The following is a 15,155-nucleotide window of genomic DNA, read 5'->3' on the forward strand; positions in this document are numbered from 1 at the left end:
TCGCGAGACTAATCGCGCTGGCGCAGCAGCGCCGCCGCGAAGGCCTCGCCCATCATCCGCAGGAACAGCGTGCCCATGCCGGGATAGAAGCGGTTGGCGTCGCTGCTGCCCACCGCCACCAGGCCCACGCCCTCGACCGGCAGCAGCGCGGTGGACGCCACGTCGTCGGAACGCGAGGCGTACAGCACGGCCTGCTTGTCGGGGTGCAGGCGGCCGCAGAGCGGTTCGCCATCGCGCAGGCAGTCGGCGAACGGCTGCAGCACGCGGTCGTCGCGCGCGATCACCTGCAGCCATTCTTCGTCGCCCAGCGCGGCCACCGGCGCGAACAGCACCACGCGCACCAGGTCGCCGTTGAAGTCCTCGGCCAGGGTGGCCACCATCGCGCGCACCACGCCTGCCGGGTCCTGCTGGCGCATCAGCGCCAGGGTCAGCTGGTGGGTGCGCACGGCGAGCCGCTCGTTTTCCTGCGACACCGCGTACAGGTCCTGCAGGCGGCGCGAGAGCTCGCGGTTCTTGTCGCGCAGCACTTCGAGCTGGTAGCTGGCCAGCGATGCCGCCGGGCCGTCCTCGCGCGGCACCACCAGGCTGCCTGCCAGGTCCGGGAACTGCTGCAGGAACTTCGGGTGGCGCCGCAGCCAGGCCGCGACCTCGTGTGCGCCGATCTTCTCGCCGGTCTCGCTCATGCGTTGAATCTTCCTTCGTAGACGAACGTGGCCGGACCCGCCATGCGGATGCCGCCGTCCAGGCCATGGTAAATGCGCAGCTCGCCGCCGGGCAGCGCAACGGTCACGCCACGCGCGCCATCCACGCGGCCGCGCCGCGACAGCACCGCGACCGCGGCGCAGGCGCCGCTGCCGCAGGCCAGCGTTTCGCCGACGCCGCGCTCGAACACGCGCAGGCGGATGCGGTCCGCGGCCAGCACCTGGGCAAAGCCGACGTTGGCCGAATCCGGAAACGCCGCGTGGCGCTGCAGCGCCGGGCCGAGCGTCGCCACCGGCGCGGCGTCGACATCGTCGACCTCGAGCACGGCGTGCGGGTTGCCCATCGAGACCGCGCCGAAGCGCAACGCGGTGCCTTCGAACCCGAGTTCGTACGCATCGGCAGCGGCGGCGAAGCCGGCCAGCGGCACCGCCGCGGGGGTGAAGTCCGGCGCGCCCATTTCAATCTCGACCAGTCCGTCGCCGAGCATGCGCACGTGGTGGCGCCCGACCGGGCTGTCGAGCATGAAGGCGTCGCCGGCGGCGCCGGCGCGGACCAGCCAGGCGGCGATGCAGCGCGCGCCATTGCCGCACTGCTGCGACGGCGAACCGTCGGCGTTCCAGATGGCGTAGGAGGCGACCGCGCCCGCGTCGCGCGCGCTGGCGATGGTCAGGATCTGGTCGCAGCCGACGCCGCGGTGGCGGTCGGCGAGCAGCCGGCACAGCGCGGCATCGGGCGGGGCCGCGCCGCCGCGCAGGTCGAGCACCACGAAATCGTTGCCCGCGCCGTGCATCTTGCTGAAGCGCAGCGGCGCCGCGGCGGGGATGGCCGCGACCGGCACGACCTCAGCCGTCGCCGTCGCCGTCGCCGTCGTCGCCGTCGTCGACGGCGGGCGGCTCTTCGCCATCCACCGGCACGTCGACCGGAACGGTTACCGGCTCGGTCGGCAGCGGCGGGTCGAGTTCGTCCACGGGACGCGGGTCGGCTTCGGCACCGGCATCGATCGCCGCCGCGGACGGCGCGGGCTCGGCCCCGGGCGGCGGCGGCGGGATCAGCGACCCCTTGTTGCCGCAGGCGGACAGCAGCAGCGTGGACAGCAGGGTGGCGGCGAGCAAGGGGCGAATGTTCATGCGCGCAGTCTAGCGCCGGGCCGTGGCCATGACGACCGGCCGGCGGGCCGGCGTATTACCGGGCCGGCGGCTCGGGCCGGCGCCACAGCCATGCGGCCACCAGCGCCATGCACGCGATCGGCAGTGCCACCGCCCACCAGCGCGCATAGCCGGTGAGCCAGGCCAGGGCGAGCAGCAACAGCGCACTGGCGAGCATCGCGCCGCTTGCCATCCACTTCGAGTGCCGGGTCACCGCACCGTGCTCATGCCAGTCGCGGATCATCGGCCCGAAGCGCGCATGCGCCAGCAGCCAGCGGTGCAGGCGCGCCGAGCCCTGCGCCGCCGCCCAGGCCGACAGCAGGATGAAGGGCACCGTGGGCAGCCCCGGCACCACGATCCCCACCAGGCCAAGGCCCAGCGCCACGTAGGCGAGCAGCCACCAGGCCCAGCGGAAGCGCACGCGTCGGTCGGACCTGCCAGGCATGGCGGCATCATGCCGCGCGTGGCGGGCGACGGGCGCCCTGCCGCGCGCGGAGCGGCTCAAGGCGTCGCTGCGGCGCCGCCGTCCACGTCGAGCTGGTCGAGCATGAACGCGTACATCTCGGCCAGTTCGCGGTAACGGCGGAAGCGCCCGGACTTGCCGCCGTGGCCGGCGTCCATGTTGGTGCGGAACAGCACCGTCGCATCCGACGTGTCCAGGTCACGCAGGCGGGCGACGTACTTCGCCGGCTCCCAGTACTGCACCTGCGAATCCCACAGGCCGGTGCCGATGAACATCGACGGATAGGCCCTGGCCTCGAGGTTGTCGTACGGCGAGTAACGGACCATGTAGTCGTAGTCGGCCTTGCGCGCCGGATTGCCCCACTCGTCGTATTCGTTGGTGGTCAGGGGGATGGTCGGGTCGAGCATGGTCGTGACCACGTCCACGAACGGCACCTGCGACAGGATCAGCCGGTACTTCTCCGGTGCCATGTTCGCGATCGCGCCCACCAGCAGGCCACCGGCGCTGCCGCCGTAGGCCGCCACGCGGTCCTTCGCCGCCCAGCCCTCGGCCACCAGGTGGTCGGTGACGTCGATGAAGTCGGTGAAGGTGTTGATCTTGTTGCCGAGCTTGCCGTCGTCGTACCACTTGCGGCCCATCTCCTGGCCACCGCGGATGTGGGCGATGGCGTACACCATGCCGCGGTCGAGCAGGCTGGTGGTGGTCAGGCTGTAGCCCGGGTCCATCGACATGCCGTAGCTGCCGTACGCGTACTGCAGCAGCGGCGCGCTGCCGTCCTTCCTGAAACCCTTGCGATAGACCAGCGACACCGGGATGCGGCTGCCGTCGCGCGCGGTCGCCCAGCTGCGTTCGGTCGCGTACTTCGACGGGTCGTAGCCGATCACCGGCTGCTGCTTGAGCAGGCGGCGCTCGCCGCTGAGCACGTTGAGCTCGTAGGTGGTGGCCGGCGTGGTCAGCGAGGTGTAGCCGTAGCGCAGCCACGGCGTGCCGGGTTCGGCGTTGATGGACAGACCCATCGAGTACGCCGGCTCGTCGGCGGCCACGTACTCGTCGCCACCGGCCTTCAGCACGCGCACGCGCTCGAGCGCGTTGGAGCGCTCGGCGATCGCGGTGAAACCGTCGAACAGCTCGTAATCCTCGAGCAGCACGTCGTCGCGGTGCGCGATCCACTCCTTCCACTCCGCGCGCGACGTGGCGCCGGTGGGCGCGGTGGCGAGGCGGTAGTTCGGCGCCTTGTTGCCTTCGGCGTCCGGCGCGTTGGTGAGGATCACCCAGCGGCCGTCGAAGTGGTCCGCGTCGTACTCCACGTCTCGCTCGCGCGGCGCCAGCACGGTGAACGCGCCAGGAGCGGCGGCAGGCGTGCAGCGCAGCTCGCTGGCTACCGTGCTCTCCACGCCGATGCAGATGAAGCGGTCGTCGCGCGTGCGCGACAGCCCCATGTAGAAGCTGTCGTCCTTCTCTTCGTAGACCAGCACGTCGTCGGCCACCGGCGTGCCCAGCACGTGCTTCTTCACGCGCACGGTGAGCAGGGTTTCCGGGTCGTTCTCGACGTAGAAGAGCGTGCGGTTGTCATCGGCCCAGACCATGTCCGCCGACAGCCCGGGAATCGACTCGGGATAGTCCGTGCCGGTCTCCAGGTCGCGGAAGCGGATCGTGTACTGGCGGCGGCCGACCGCATCGTCCGCCCACGCGAGGATGCGGTTGTCCGGGCTCACCTCGTACACGCCGACGCTGAAGTAGTCCTTGCCGGCGGCCATGGTGTTGACGTCGAGCAGCACCTGCTCGGCGGCGAAATCGCCGGCGTCATTGAGCTGCATGACGTCGGCGGCGCCGAGGCCGTCGGCATCCCTGCGCCGCGCGTGCACCGGATAGTCCTTGCCGGTCTCGTAGCGCTGGTAATACCACCAGCCGCGCTCGCGGAACGGCACGCTGGCGTCGTCCTGCTTGATGCGGGCGACGAACTCGTCGTAGAGCGCGTCCTCGACCGGCTTCAGCGGCGCCATCACCTGGTCGACGTAGGCGTTCTCGGCCCCGAGGTAGGCCAGCATGGCCTTGTCCTCGCGGCTGTCGTCGCGCAGCCAGTAGTACTCGTCGACCCGCACCGCGCCGTGCGGTGCGCGCACCTCGTGCTGGCGTTTCTCGACGTCGGGCGGCGTGGGCGCCGCGGCGTGGGTGGTGGTGGTCATGAGCAACAGGCCTGCGAGTGCGATGGGTTTCATGGGGTGGCGTGCTTGCCGAGCTGCTGCCAGAGGAAGGTCAGGTACAGCGCGTCCATGTGCGCCGCCTGCCGGTTGTTGGCAGCGCCGCCGTGGCCGCCCTCGATGTTCTCGTAATAGCGCACGTCCTTGCCGGCTGCCGACATCAACGCGTGCATCTTGCGCGCGTGGCCCGGATGCACGCGGTCGTCGCGCGTGGAGGTGAGGATCAGCGTCGGCGGGTAGTCCTTCGCCGCATCGAACAGATGGTAGGGCGAGAACTTCTGGATGAACGCCCACTCCGCCGCGATGTCCGGATTGCCGTACTCGGCCATCCACGATGCGCCCGCCAACAGCTTGTGATAGCGCTGCATGTCCAGCAGCGGCACCTGGATGACCACCGCGCCGAACAGCTCCGGGTACTGCGTCAGCATGTTGCCGGTGAGCAGCCCGCCGTTGCTGCCGCCGCGGATGCCGAGGTGCGCCGGGGAGGTGATCTTGCGCGTGATCATGTCCTGCGCGACGGCGGCGAAGTCCTCGTAGGCCTTGTGGCGGTTGGCCTTGAGCGCCGCCTGGTGCCAGCGCGGACCGTATTCGCCGCCGCCACGGATGTTGGCGACCGCGTAGGTGCCGCCCTTTTCCAGCCAGCCCTTGCCCACGCTGCCGGAGTAGCCCGGGGTCAGCGAGATCTCGAAGCCGCCGTAGCCGTACAGCAGCGTCGGGTTGCCGCCGTCGAGCGCCATGCCCTTCGGGTGCACGAGGAAGTACGGGACCCTGGTGCCGTCCTTCGATGTGGCGAAGTGTTGCGCGATTTCATGCGTCGAGGCATCGAAGAACACGGGCATGCTCTTCAGCACTTCCGGCTGTCCACCCACCTCGACCAGCGACAGCGTGCTCGGCGTCAGGTAGTCGGTGACCGTCATCCACAGCGCGTCGGAATCCTCGTCGTCCACCGCCGTGACCGCCACCGTGCCGAACTCCGGCGCGCCGGCGAACTCGCGGCGCGTCCAGCCGTCGGCGCCCGGGGTCAGCACGCTGAGCCGGTTCTTGACATGATCGAGGACGTTCAGCACCAGGTGGTTGCGGGTGAAGGTGGCACCGGCCAGCGAGGTGGTGTCGGTGGGCTCGAACAGCACGTGGAACTCGCGCTTGCCCGCCATGTAGTCGTCGAACTTCGCCGCCAGCAGCGAGCCGGCCCTGTAGGACTTGCCGGCGACGTCCCAGGGCTCGCGCAGCTCGAGCGTCAGCCACTCGCGGTGCGCACCCTTCTTGGCCGAATTGGGCGCGTCGACCTTGGCCAGCGAACCGTCGGCGTTCCGCAGGTACAGCTCGTCGTTGTAGAAGGCCAGGGTGCGGCTGACGAAATCACGCGTGAAGCCGGGCGTGTGGTCGCGCATGGCCGCGATGTACATGTCGTCGGGCTTGCCCTCGTACACCACCGTGGCCGACGCCACCGGCGTGCCGCGGGTCCACTGCTTGACGATGCGCGGATAGCCCGAGCTGGTCAGCGACCCGTCGCCGAAATCGGTGTAGACATACACCGTGTCGCGGTCGATCCACTGCAGGCCGCCCTTGGCTTCTTCGCGGAAGAACCCGCCGTCCACCCACTGGCGCGTGGACAGGTCGAACTCGCGGGTGACGTCGGCATCGGCGCCGCCGCGCGACAGCGCGACCAGGCAGCGCTCGTAGGCGGGCTTCAGGCAGTCGGCACCGTGCCAGACCCAGTTCTCGCCCTCGGCCTTGTTCAGCGCGTCGAGATCGAGGACCGTCTCCCACTTCGGCTGCGGCTTGCGGTATTCGTCGAGCGTGGTGCGGCGCCAGAGGCCGCGCTCGTGCTGCTTGTCCTTCCAGAAATTGTAGTACCACGCGCCCTGCTTGTAGACGCCGGGGATCTTGTCGTCGGAGTCGTAGATGCCCAGCAGCTCCGCCTCGAGCGACTTGAACCCGGGCGTGGCGGCGAGCTCGGCTTCGGCCACGGCGTTCTGCGTGCGGACCCAGGCGAGCTGTTTCTCACCCTCCACGTCCTCCAGCCACTGGTGCGGATCGACCACTTCGGACTCCTTTGGCTGGGCGAGTGCGCCGAACGCGGTGGCCGCCAGTGCGGCAAACAGGCAGGCGTGGGACAGCTTGGGCATACGGCAACTCCAGCAGTGCGGACGTGGCCGGCCACGCTAGCACAGCGTCCACGGCCTGGCGGCGGCCGGACGTCCTGGCCCGGCGCGCCGCTGCCAGCGCCAGCCAGGCGCAGGCGGGCAGGCCCGGCAGCCACAGCGCGAGCCAGCCGAACGTGGTGCTGCCGGCGCGCGCCTGCGGGAGCGACAACAGCGCCACCACGGCCACGAACACCAGGCCGAGCAGCGCGCGGGACAGCCAGTCGCCGTCGGCGGCCGCGGCGGCACGGCGCGCGTGCCGCGCTGAACTGTGACAATCAACGGTCATGGCAATCCTCCACAATGGACGCGCAGCTTCGACCGCGGCCATCTCAGGGACTGCGACCGGCGTTGACACCGCGTTCGCCACGCCTGGTCGATGCTGCGCCGACTTCATGGACCACACGATGACCGCCAAACCGAATCACCGCCCCGCCCTCCGGATGTTCCACCTGCTCGCCGCGTCCGCGCTGGGGCTGCTGCTGGCGGCGTGCGGTGCAACCCGCGGCCCGGCCGTGGCCGAGCACGCGGAGACGGTCCCGGCACAGGCGCTGGATGCGCTGATGGGCAACTGGCATGTGGCGGCGCGCGTGCCATGGTTCGGGGAGCGTGGCCGTGTGGCGCACCGGGTCCGTTTCACGGCCGATGGCGACGGGCACGTGGCCGTGCACCGCACCTGGCGCAAAGGCTTCGCCGAACCCGAAGAGAGCGACGACATGACCGCGCGCCGCAGCGGCCACAGTGACCTGGTGTGGAGCGTCCGCCTGTTCGGCGTGGTGCCCGGCAAGTTGCGCATCCTCGAAGTCGCCGAGGACGGCAGCTGGATGCTGATGGATGCGCAGGGGCGCGACATCGCCTGGATCCTCACCCGCGCGCAGGTGGTCGAGGATGCCGCCTACCTCGAGCTCGAGAAGCGCATCGGCCGCCACGGCGTCAACACCGACAAGCTGCGGCGTGTGCCGCAGGTGCCGGCACAGGAAGGCAAGCTGGGCTTCGAGCCCGCCGCTGCGCCGACCTCCCGGCGTTGACGCACCGCGGCCCGCGGGTCCGCGCTCAGCCTTCGTAGTTCGCCAGTGCCAGCGCCAGCAGGGTGCGCGCCTGCTCGCGCAGCGACGGTGGCTCGATGATCTCCGCGTCGCTGCCGTAGTGCAGCACGTCCATCAGCAGCTCGCGCGGCGCGCTGTACGGCACCTTGAGCTCGTAGCGGCCGTCGGCGAGGTGCCGCCCCTGCTGCTGCGAGTGCCAGTGTTCGTCGGCCACCCAGCGCGCGGCCTTGGCGCTGAACATGATGGTGGCCACGCCCTTGGGCGCCCCGGAGAAGATCCCGTAGCTGCCGCCGAGGTGGCGGTCGAGCTCGGCCTCGTCGACATCCGTCGCCACCGCCTCCAGCGCCTTTGCATGCACGACGCGGTCCACGGAAAAACTGCGCAGGGCCTCGCGCTCGTGGTCCCAGGCGTCGAGGTACCAGTTGTCGCGGTAATGCGTGATGCGCTGCGGCGACACCGTGCGCCGGGTCTTCTCGCCGGTCGAGCGCGCACGATATTCGAAGGCCAGCTGCCGGCGCTCCAGCACCGCCGAACACACCACGCGGAACGCGTGTTCGTCGAGGCGCCGGGTGCGGTGCGGGATGACGCGCACGCGCTCCATCGGCAGGCGCTTGCCGCTGGCATGCTGGCTCAGCAGCTTGTCGATGCGCGACTGCAGCGGCGCCAGCGCCGACGACAGCACGCCGCCGCCACTGCGCGACAGCAGCTGCTGCGCGGCCAGCAGCGCGTGCAGCTCGTCCGAGTTCAGCCACAGTCCGGGCAACTCGAAGCGGTCGCTGTCCTCGGCCGCATAGCGGAACCCGGCATCGCCGTCGCCGGTGACCGGTGCCATCAGTGCGTCGCGCAGGAAGGCCAGGTCGCGGTAGGCGGTGGCGCGCGAGCATCCGAGCTCGTCCTGCATCCGCGCCACCGTCACCGGATAGCGCGCCGACTTCAGGATGCGGTGCAGCGAGAGGATGCGTTCGTAGCGGTCCATGCAGGGGCCCTTGTCGACGATGGCCGGCACCGCCGGCTGCCCGGCTATTCTGCCTCGTCGCGCGCCGCCCCGACGACGCCAGCGCGATCACGGGCACATGGGCACAATGGGGCGCATGCGCGAATCCGCCCCGAACGATCCCGCCATCGACACCTCGCCCTCGCCCGGTGACGAGGTCAAGACCACGACCTGCTACATGTGCGCCTGCCGCTGCGGCATCAAGGTCTGGCTGGCGGACGGCAAGGTGCGCTACATCCAGGGCAACCCCGCGCACCCGGTGAACCAGGGCGTGCTGTGCGCGAAGGGTGCCAGCGGGATCATGCAGCACTACTCGCCGGCGCGGCTGGCCAAGCCGCTGCTGCGCGTGGGCGAACGCGGCAGCGGTGAATTCCGCGAGGTTGAATGGGATGAAGCGCTGCAGCTCGCCACCTCGTGGCTGGCGTCGGTGCGCGCGCGCAATCCGGACGAACTTGCGTTCTTCACCGGCCGCGACCAGTCGCAGGCGCTGACCGGCTGGTGGGCGCAGCAGTTCGGCACCATCAACTACGCCGCGCACGGGGGCTTCTGCTCGGTGAACATGGCCGCCGGCGGCCTGTACACGCTGGGCGGCTCGTTCTGGGAATTCGGCGAGCCGGACTGGGAGCACACGCAGTACCTGATGCTGTGGGGCGTCGCCGAAGACCACGACTCCAACCCGATCAAGCTCGGCCTGGGCAGGCTGAAGGCCCGCGGTGCCAAGGTGGTCGCGGTGAACCCGGTGCGCTCGGGCTACGGTGCGATCGCCGACGAGTGGATCGGCATCCGCCCCGGCACCGACGGCCTGTTCGCGTTCGCGCTGATCCACGAGCTGCTGCGCATGGACCGCATCGACCTGGACTACCTGGTGCGCTACGCCAACGCGCACTGGCTGGTGGTGCGCGACCCGGGCGCGGCCGGGGACGGGCTGTTCGTACGGGATGCCGCGGGACAGGCGCTCTGCTGGGTGGGATCGGCCGGTGAAGGAGGGCTGCAGCCCGCCGACAGCATCGACATCTCGCCGGCGGTGGTTGGCGAGTACAGGCTTCACGACGGCCGCAGCGCGGTGCCCGTGTTCCAGCTCGTCGCCGAACGCTATCTCGATCCGCAATACGCGCCGGACGCGGTCTGCGAACGCTGCGGCATTCCCGCCGACACCATCCGCCGCATCGCGCGCGAACTCGCCGCGGCCGCGTTCGACAGCAAGCTGTCACTGCCCATCGCCTGGACCGACGCCTGGGGCCGCGAACACACCGACATGCCCGGGCGCCCGGTGTCGCTGCACGCCATGCGCGGCATCAGCGCGCATTCGAACGGGTTCCACACCTGCCGCGCGCTGCACCTGCTGCAGCTGCTGCTGGGCGCGGTGGATGCGCCGGGTTCGTTCCGTTACCAGCCGCCCTATCCGAAGCCGATCCCGCCGCCGAACCGCCCGGGCAAGACCCGCCGCGCCGACGGCACGCTCGATGCCGGCCCGCTCGGCTTCGTGCACGGCCCGGAGGACCTGCTGGTCGACGCCGAAGGCCGGCCACGCCGCATCGACCACGCGTTCTCGTGGGCCTATCCGCTGTCGGCGCACGGCATGATGCACACGGTGATCCGCAACGCCCACGCCGGTGATCCGTACCGCATCGACACGCTGATGATGTTCATGGCCAACATGAGCTGGAACTCGGCGATGAACACCGGCGAGACCATGCGCTGGCTGACCGACAAGGACGCCGACGGCACGTACCGCATCCCGCACATCATCTATTCCGACGCCTACGCCTCGGAGATGGTCGCCTACGCGGACCTGGTGCTGCCCGACACGACGTACCTCGAGCGCTTCGACGCGATCAGCATGCTCGACCGGCCGATCTCGGATGCCGACGGCGCGGCGGATGCGATGCGCCATCCGGTGTTCGATCCCGCCACGCAGGACGGCAGCGACGGGCGCGCGCGCGACGTGCGCGGCTTCCAGTCGGTGCTGCTCGATCTGGGCGCGCGCCTCGGCCTGCCCGGCATGGTGCACGCCGACGGCTCGCCTGCGTACCGCGACTACGCCGACTACATCGTCCGCCACGAACGCACGCCGGGCGTCGGGCTGCTCGCCGGCTGGCGCGGCGAGGACGGCGACCTGCACGGCAAGGGCGCGCCCAACCCGGAGCAGCTGCAGCGCTACATCGACAACGGCGGCTTCTGGCGCGAGGAGATCCCCGAGCACGCGCGCTATTTCAAGATGGCCAACCGCGGTTATCTCGAATGGGCGCACAGGTTGGGCTTCATCGGCTCCACCGCGCCGATCGTGCTGCAGCTTTACGCCGAACCGCTGCAGAAGTTCCGGCTCGCCGCCCTGGGCCACGGCGAGCACCAGCCGCCCGAGGAACATCGTGAACGCGTGGCCACGTATTTCGACCCGCTGCCCATGTGGTACGAGCCGTTCGAGCACGACCAGACCAGCCGCAAGACCTATCCGCTCAACGCCGTGACCCAGCGACCGATGTTCATGTACCACGCCTGGGGATCGCAGAACGCGTGGCTGCGGCAGATCGCCGCGCGCAACTGGCTGTACCTGCATCCCGACACCGGCGCGGGCCTGGGGCTCGCCGACGAAGACTGGATCACCGTCGCCTCGCACAACGGCGAGATCACCGTGCAGGCGAAATTCGCCGGCAACGTGCAGCCGGACACGGTGTGGACCTGGAACGCGATCGGCAAGCGCCGCGGTGCCTGGCGGCTGGCGAAGGACGCACCGGAAGGCGACACCGGCTTCCTGCTCAACCACCTCATCTCGGACCGCACCCCGCGCGGCGACTACGCCAATGCCGACCCGGTCACCGGCCAGGCGGCGTGGTTCGACCTGCGCGTGTCGATCCGCAAGGCCGATGCCGGACATTCGCAAAGCGCGCAGCCGCAGTTCGCGCCGCTGCCGCTGGGTGACGCGCCCGACGGTCCGCTCCGCTACGGTGCGCGCCGACGATGACCCAGGAGATGCTGCTGACCTTCCTGGTCCTCGCCGGCGCCGTGGCGCTGTTCGTCAGCGAGAAGCTGCCGCCGGAAGTGGTGGCGATGCTGGTCCTGGCGGCGCTGCTCACCCTGCGCCTGGTCACGACCGAAGAAGCGCTGTCGGGATTCAGCAGCCCGGCCACGGTCACGGTGGCGGCCATGTTCGTGCTCAGCGCCGGCCTGCAGCGCAGCGGCTCGCTCAACCGCCTGGGCGAGGCCATCGCGCGCATCCGCTGGGGCTGGCTGCTCGCGCTGGTGATGATCGTACTGACCGCGGCGGTCTCGGCGTTCATCAACAACACGGCGGCGGTGGCGGTGTTCCTGCCGCTGATCATCGCGGCCGCGGTGGCCAACAACCTGCCGCCGTCGAAGTTCCTCATCCCGCTGTCGTACGCCGCGCAGTTCGGCGGCGTGTGCACCTTGATCGGCACCTCCACCAACCTGCTGGTCGATTCGATGGCCCGCCAGGCCGGGCATGCCGGCTTCACCATCTTCGAGTTCAGTCGCCTGGGCATCGTCTTCGTGGTGGTGGGCACCGTGTACCTGATGATCGCGCGGCGCTTCCTGCTGCCCGATCTCGGCGTCCCGCACCAGGCCGACAGCGGCCATGCCGGCCGCTACGTGGCCGAACTGCTGGTGTCCGACAAGTCCGGCGCGGTCGGCAAGCGCGCCAGCGACCTGTTGCCGCACACCAGCGGCGACGTGGTGGTGCTGGAGCTCTTCCGTGGCCGCACCGCGCTGCCCGCGCCGCGCGACACGCTGATCGAGCCCGGCGACCGCATGCTGGTGCGCGGTGCCTGGCCGGACATCGATGCGGCGCGGCGCAAGCTGAAGCTGAAGTTCGACGAGGTGGCACGCGGGCTCGAGGACGCGGGCGGGGACGACGGACGCGTGCACGCCGAAGCGATGGTCGCCCCGGGCTCGCACCTGATCGGCCATACGCTCGCCGGCCTGCGCTTCGCCCACGTCTACCACGCGCGCGTCCAGGGCCTGCACCGCCATCGCCTGTCGATCCGCCAGCCACTCGACCAGGTGCCGCTGGCGATGGGCGACGTGTTCCTGCTGGATGCGCCGGAAAGCGCGCTCGACCTGATGCGCGCCGACCCCGGCCTGGTGCTGCTCGCCGAGCGCCCCCAGCAACGCAGCTCCATCCGCCGCGCGCTGCTGGCGCTCGGCATCTTGACCGCGGTGGTCGCGGTTGCCGCCGCCGGCTGGATGAGCATCGTGGCCTCGGCGATCTTCGGCTGCGTCGCACTGATCCTGCTGCGCGTGCTGGAGCCGGAAGACGCCTACGCCGCCATCGACTGGCGCGTGGTGCTGCTGCTGGCCGGCGTGCTGCCGCTGGGGATCGCACTGCAGAACAGCGGCGCGGCGGCGCTGGTCGCCGATTTCTCGATCGACGTGGTCGGCGGCTTCGGGCCGGTGGCGACGCTGGCGGTGATCTACATCCTGACCTCGGTGCTGACCGAGATCATGAGCAACAACGCGTCGGCCGCGCTGGTGGTGCCGATCGCCATCGCCACCGCCGAATCGCTCGGCCTGGACAGCAAGCCGTTCCTTGTGGCGGTGGCGTTCGCGGCGTCGACCAGCTTCGCCACGCCGATCAGCTACCAGACCAACACCATGGTCTACGCCGCCGGCGGCTACCGCTTCCAGGATTTCCTCAAAGTGGGGCTGCCGCTCAACGTCATCTTCATCGCGATGGCGATCGTGCTGATCCCGCGCTACTTTCCCTTCTCGCCGTGAGGCCACGATGACCAGCCTGCCACCGCCGTCGCCGAGGAAGATGGGCCTGGTGATCGACCTCGACACCTGCGTCGGCTGCCACGCCTGCGCGACCAGCTGCAAGGAGTGGAACGCCGGCGGCATCGCCGGGCCGCTCACCGACGAACACCCCTATGGCAAGGATCCATCCGGCGTGTGGTTCAACCGCGTGCACAGTTACGAGCTGGCGGAGGCGGAGGCCCAGCCGGCCATGACCCTGCACTTCCCGCGCAGCTGCCTGCACTGCGAGACGCCGGCGTGCGTGACGGTGTGCCCGACAGGTGCCAGCTACAAGCGCGCCGGGGACGGCATCGTGCTGGTCGACGAGGACACGTGCATCGGCTGCCAGCTGTGCAGCTGGGCCTGCCCCTACGGCGCGCGCGAGTACAGCGAGGTCGAGGGGGTGATGAAGAAATGCACCCTGTGCGTCGACCGCATCTACAACGTGAACCTCGAGGAGGCCGAGCGCCAGCCGGCCTGCGTGCAGGCCTGCCCGACGCGCGCGCGGCACTTCGGCGATCTCGGCGACCCGGCGTCGGCGGTGTCGAAGCTGGTCGCCGAACGCGGCGGCGTGGCGCTGCTGCCGGAACTCGGCTACCAGCCGGTAAACCGCTACCTGCCGCCGCGACCGCGGCGCGGCGATGGCGAAAGCGCGGAGCCCGACACAGCCACGCGTGCAGCCTCGCCACTACATTGGCTGGCCCGCACGTTCCGGCGCTGAGAGACCCCGATGCGACCCGCACTGTCGATCATCTTCTTCACCACGCTCTCCGGCGCCGGCTATGGCCTGCTGGCGTGGACCGGCATCGCGATCGCACTGCTGGCGCTGCGCGGCGGGCTGTCCACCGCGCTGGATGGCGTGCAGTTCGCCGGCGTGGTACTGGGGCTGGTGCTGTCGACGGCGGGCCTGCTGAGTTCGCTCGGCCACCTCGGCCAGCCACGCCGCGCCTGGCGCGCGCTCAGCCAATGGCGCACCTCGTGGCTGTCGCGCGAGGGCGTGCTGGCGATCGCCACCGCAGTGACCGCGCTCGCGGTCATCGCCTTGCTTGTGTGGATGCCGGCCGGCGCATCGCGCGCCGCGTGGCTGGCGCTGCTCGGCCTGCTGCTCGCGGTGCAGGCACTGGCCACGGTGGCCTGCACGGCAATGATCTACGCCTCGCTCAAGCCGATCCCGGCGTGGCGCCATCCGCTGGTGGTGCCGGTGTACCTGCTGTTTGCCCTGCTGACCGGGCTTGCGCTGCAGTTCCTGGTGATGGCCGCGATGCTGCGCGGGCAGGGGCCCGCGATGATGCTCGCCAGCCTGGCGATCCTGGGCGCGCTGCTGGCCGGGCTGAAGTGGCTGTACTGGCTGGCGATCGACGGTGCCGGCGCGCCGGCCGCGCGCGGCGCCGCGCTCGGCCTGCCGGGCCGCGACGCCAGGGTGTTCGAGCATCCGCACACCGAGGCCAACTACATCACCCGCGAGATGGTGTTCGCGGTGGCCCGCCGCCATGCGCTGCGGCTGCGGATCGCCACCAGCCTCGCGCTGGTCGCGGCGCCGCTGCTGGCGACCCTGCTGGTGGCGACCGCCCTGCTGTCCCCGGTTGCCGGCGTGCTGCTGGCCGCCCTCGGGCTGCTGGCCGCGGCCTTCGTGGAACGCTGGCTGTTTTTCGCACAGGCGCGCCATGTGGTTTCGGCGTATTACTGAACCGCACCGCCGTATTCCGGGGGC

The 15,155-nt window shown here is 70.4% G+C and carries 12 protein-coding genes; 5 read left to right on the forward strand and 7 right to left on the reverse strand.

All coding sequences use genetic code 11. The annotated features are described in order from the left end of the window. Positions 1–8: 8 nt before the first annotated feature. The 6 genes from IDM46_RS12025 to IDM46_RS12050 are packed head-to-tail and all read right to left on the reverse strand — an operon-like array spanning position 9 to position 6,640. Positions 9–683, reverse strand: a complete 675-nt coding sequence (locus IDM46_RS12025; RefSeq protein WP_182824486.1) for a DUF484 family protein — start codon at positions 681–683, stop codon at positions 9–11. Continuing rightward, complete coding sequence (dapF, locus tag IDM46_RS12030; protein ID WP_223878081.1) at positions 680–1,492, reverse strand: diaminopimelate epimerase; 813 nt, start codon at positions 1,490–1,492, stop codon at positions 680–682. Before dapF ends, IDM46_RS12025 begins: the two co-directional genes overlap by 4 nt. A 52-nt stretch (positions 1,493–1,544) precedes the next feature. Then, positions 1,545–1,829 carry a lipoprotein gene (locus IDM46_RS12035; protein ID WP_182824482.1) on the reverse strand — a complete coding sequence of 95 codons (285 nt, stop codon included), beginning with the start codon at positions 1,827–1,829 and terminating at the stop codon, positions 1,545–1,547. 55 nt (positions 1,830–1,884) lie between these two features. Next, positions 1,885–2,292, reverse strand: a complete 408-nt coding sequence (locus IDM46_RS12040; RefSeq protein ID WP_182824480.1) for a YbaN family protein — start codon at positions 2,290–2,292, stop codon at positions 1,885–1,887. Positions 2,293–2,348: 56 nt separating this feature from the next. Next, complete coding sequence (locus IDM46_RS12045) at positions 2,349–4,529, reverse strand: S9 family peptidase (protein ID WP_185115842.1); 2,181 nt, start codon at positions 4,527–4,529, stop codon at positions 2,349–2,351. Then, positions 4,526–6,640: a prolyl oligopeptidase family serine peptidase gene (locus tag IDM46_RS12050; RefSeq protein ID WP_185115844.1), complete on the reverse strand. Its 2,115-nt coding sequence runs from the start codon at positions 6,638–6,640 to the stop codon at positions 4,526–4,528. Before IDM46_RS12050 ends, IDM46_RS12045 begins: the two co-directional genes overlap by 4 nt. A gap of 422 nt (positions 6,641–7,062) precedes the next feature. Here IDM46_RS12050 and IDM46_RS12055 point away from each other — a divergent pair, with 422 nt between their 5' ends. Then, positions 7,063–7,683: a lipocalin family protein gene (locus IDM46_RS12055; protein WP_185115846.1), complete on the forward strand. Its 621-nt coding sequence runs from the start codon at positions 7,063–7,065 to the stop codon at positions 7,681–7,683. 25 nt (positions 7,684–7,708) lie between these two features. Here IDM46_RS12055 and IDM46_RS12060 read toward each other — a convergent pair whose 3' ends face one another. Continuing rightward, entirely contained in the window at positions 7,709–8,677 is a 969-nt protein-coding gene (locus IDM46_RS12060; protein WP_182825262.1) for a YafY family protein, read from the reverse strand. Positions 8,678–8,792: 115 nt separating this feature from the next. Between IDM46_RS12060 and IDM46_RS12065 the strand changes: the two genes are divergently transcribed. The 4 genes from IDM46_RS12065 to IDM46_RS12080 are packed head-to-tail and all read left to right on the forward strand — an operon-like array spanning position 8,793 to position 15,131. After that, positions 8,793–11,657: a molybdopterin oxidoreductase family protein gene (locus tag IDM46_RS12065; protein ID WP_221441886.1), complete on the forward strand. Its 2,865-nt coding sequence runs from the start codon at positions 8,793–8,795 to the stop codon at positions 11,655–11,657. Next, complete coding sequence (locus IDM46_RS12070) at positions 11,654–13,426, forward strand: SLC13 family permease (protein ID WP_182824469.1); 1,773 nt, start codon at positions 11,654–11,656, stop codon at positions 13,424–13,426. The genes IDM46_RS12065 and IDM46_RS12070 overlap by 4 nt, the downstream gene beginning before the upstream one ends. Before the next feature lie 7 nt (positions 13,427–13,433). Next, complete coding sequence (locus IDM46_RS12075; protein WP_185115849.1) at positions 13,434–14,165, forward strand: 4Fe-4S dicluster domain-containing protein; 732 nt, start codon at positions 13,434–13,436, stop codon at positions 14,163–14,165. A gap of 9 nt (positions 14,166–14,174) precedes the next feature. Beyond that, the gene (locus tag IDM46_RS12080) at positions 14,175–15,131 is read left to right on the forward strand and encodes a DmsC/YnfH family molybdoenzyme membrane anchor subunit (protein WP_185115850.1); all 957 of its coding nucleotides are present in this window, start codon (positions 14,175–14,177) and stop codon (positions 15,129–15,131) included. Positions 15,132–15,155: the final 24 nt, after the last annotated feature.

The sequence above is a fragment of the Luteimonas sp. MC1825 genome (assembly GCF_014764385.1).
In the GTDB taxonomy this organism is placed as follows: domain Bacteria; phylum Pseudomonadota; class Gammaproteobacteria; order Xanthomonadales; family Xanthomonadaceae; genus Luteimonas.

What these genes read in the sequence shown, in the direction of transcription:
- IDM46_RS12080 (WP_185115850.1), top strand. Translation starts at nt 14,175, where the DNA reads ATGCGACCCGCACTGTCGATCATCTTCTTCACCACGCTCTCCGGCGCC.
- IDM46_RS12055 (WP_185115846.1), top strand. Translation starts at nt 7,063, where the DNA reads ATGACCGCCAAACCGAATCACCGCCCCGCCCTCCGGATGTTCCACCTG.
- IDM46_RS12025 (WP_182824486.1), bottom strand. Translation starts at nt 683, where the DNA reads ATGAGCGAGACCGGCGAGAAGATCGGCGCACACGAGGTCGCGGCCTGG.
- IDM46_RS12045 (WP_185115842.1), bottom strand. Translation starts at nt 4,529, where the DNA reads ATGAAACCCATCGCACTCGCAGGCCTGTTGCTCATGACCACCACCACC.
- IDM46_RS12035 (WP_182824482.1), bottom strand. Translation starts at nt 1,829, where the DNA reads ATGAACATTCGCCCCTTGCTCGCCGCCACCCTGCTGTCCACGCTGCTG.
- IDM46_RS12065 (WP_221441886.1), top strand. Translation starts at nt 8,793, where the DNA reads ATGCGCGAATCCGCCCCGAACGATCCCGCCATCGACACCTCGCCCTCG.
- IDM46_RS12075 (WP_185115849.1), top strand. Translation starts at nt 13,434, where the DNA reads ATGACCAGCCTGCCACCGCCGTCGCCGAGGAAGATGGGCCTGGTGATC.
- IDM46_RS12060 (WP_182825262.1), bottom strand. Translation starts at nt 8,677, where the DNA reads ATGGACCGCTACGAACGCATCCTCTCGCTGCACCGCATCCTGAAGTCG.
- IDM46_RS12070 (WP_182824469.1), top strand. Translation starts at nt 11,654, where the DNA reads ATGACCCAGGAGATGCTGCTGACCTTCCTGGTCCTCGCCGGCGCCGTG.
- dapF (WP_223878081.1), bottom strand. Translation starts at nt 1,492, where the DNA reads ATGCACGGCGCGGGCAACGATTTCGTGGTGCTCGACCTGCGCGGCGGC.
- IDM46_RS12040 (WP_182824480.1), bottom strand. Translation starts at nt 2,292, where the DNA reads ATGCCTGGCAGGTCCGACCGACGCGTGCGCTTCCGCTGGGCCTGGTGG.
- IDM46_RS12050 (WP_185115844.1), bottom strand. Translation starts at nt 6,640, where the DNA reads ATGCCCAAGCTGTCCCACGCCTGCCTGTTTGCCGCACTGGCGGCCACC.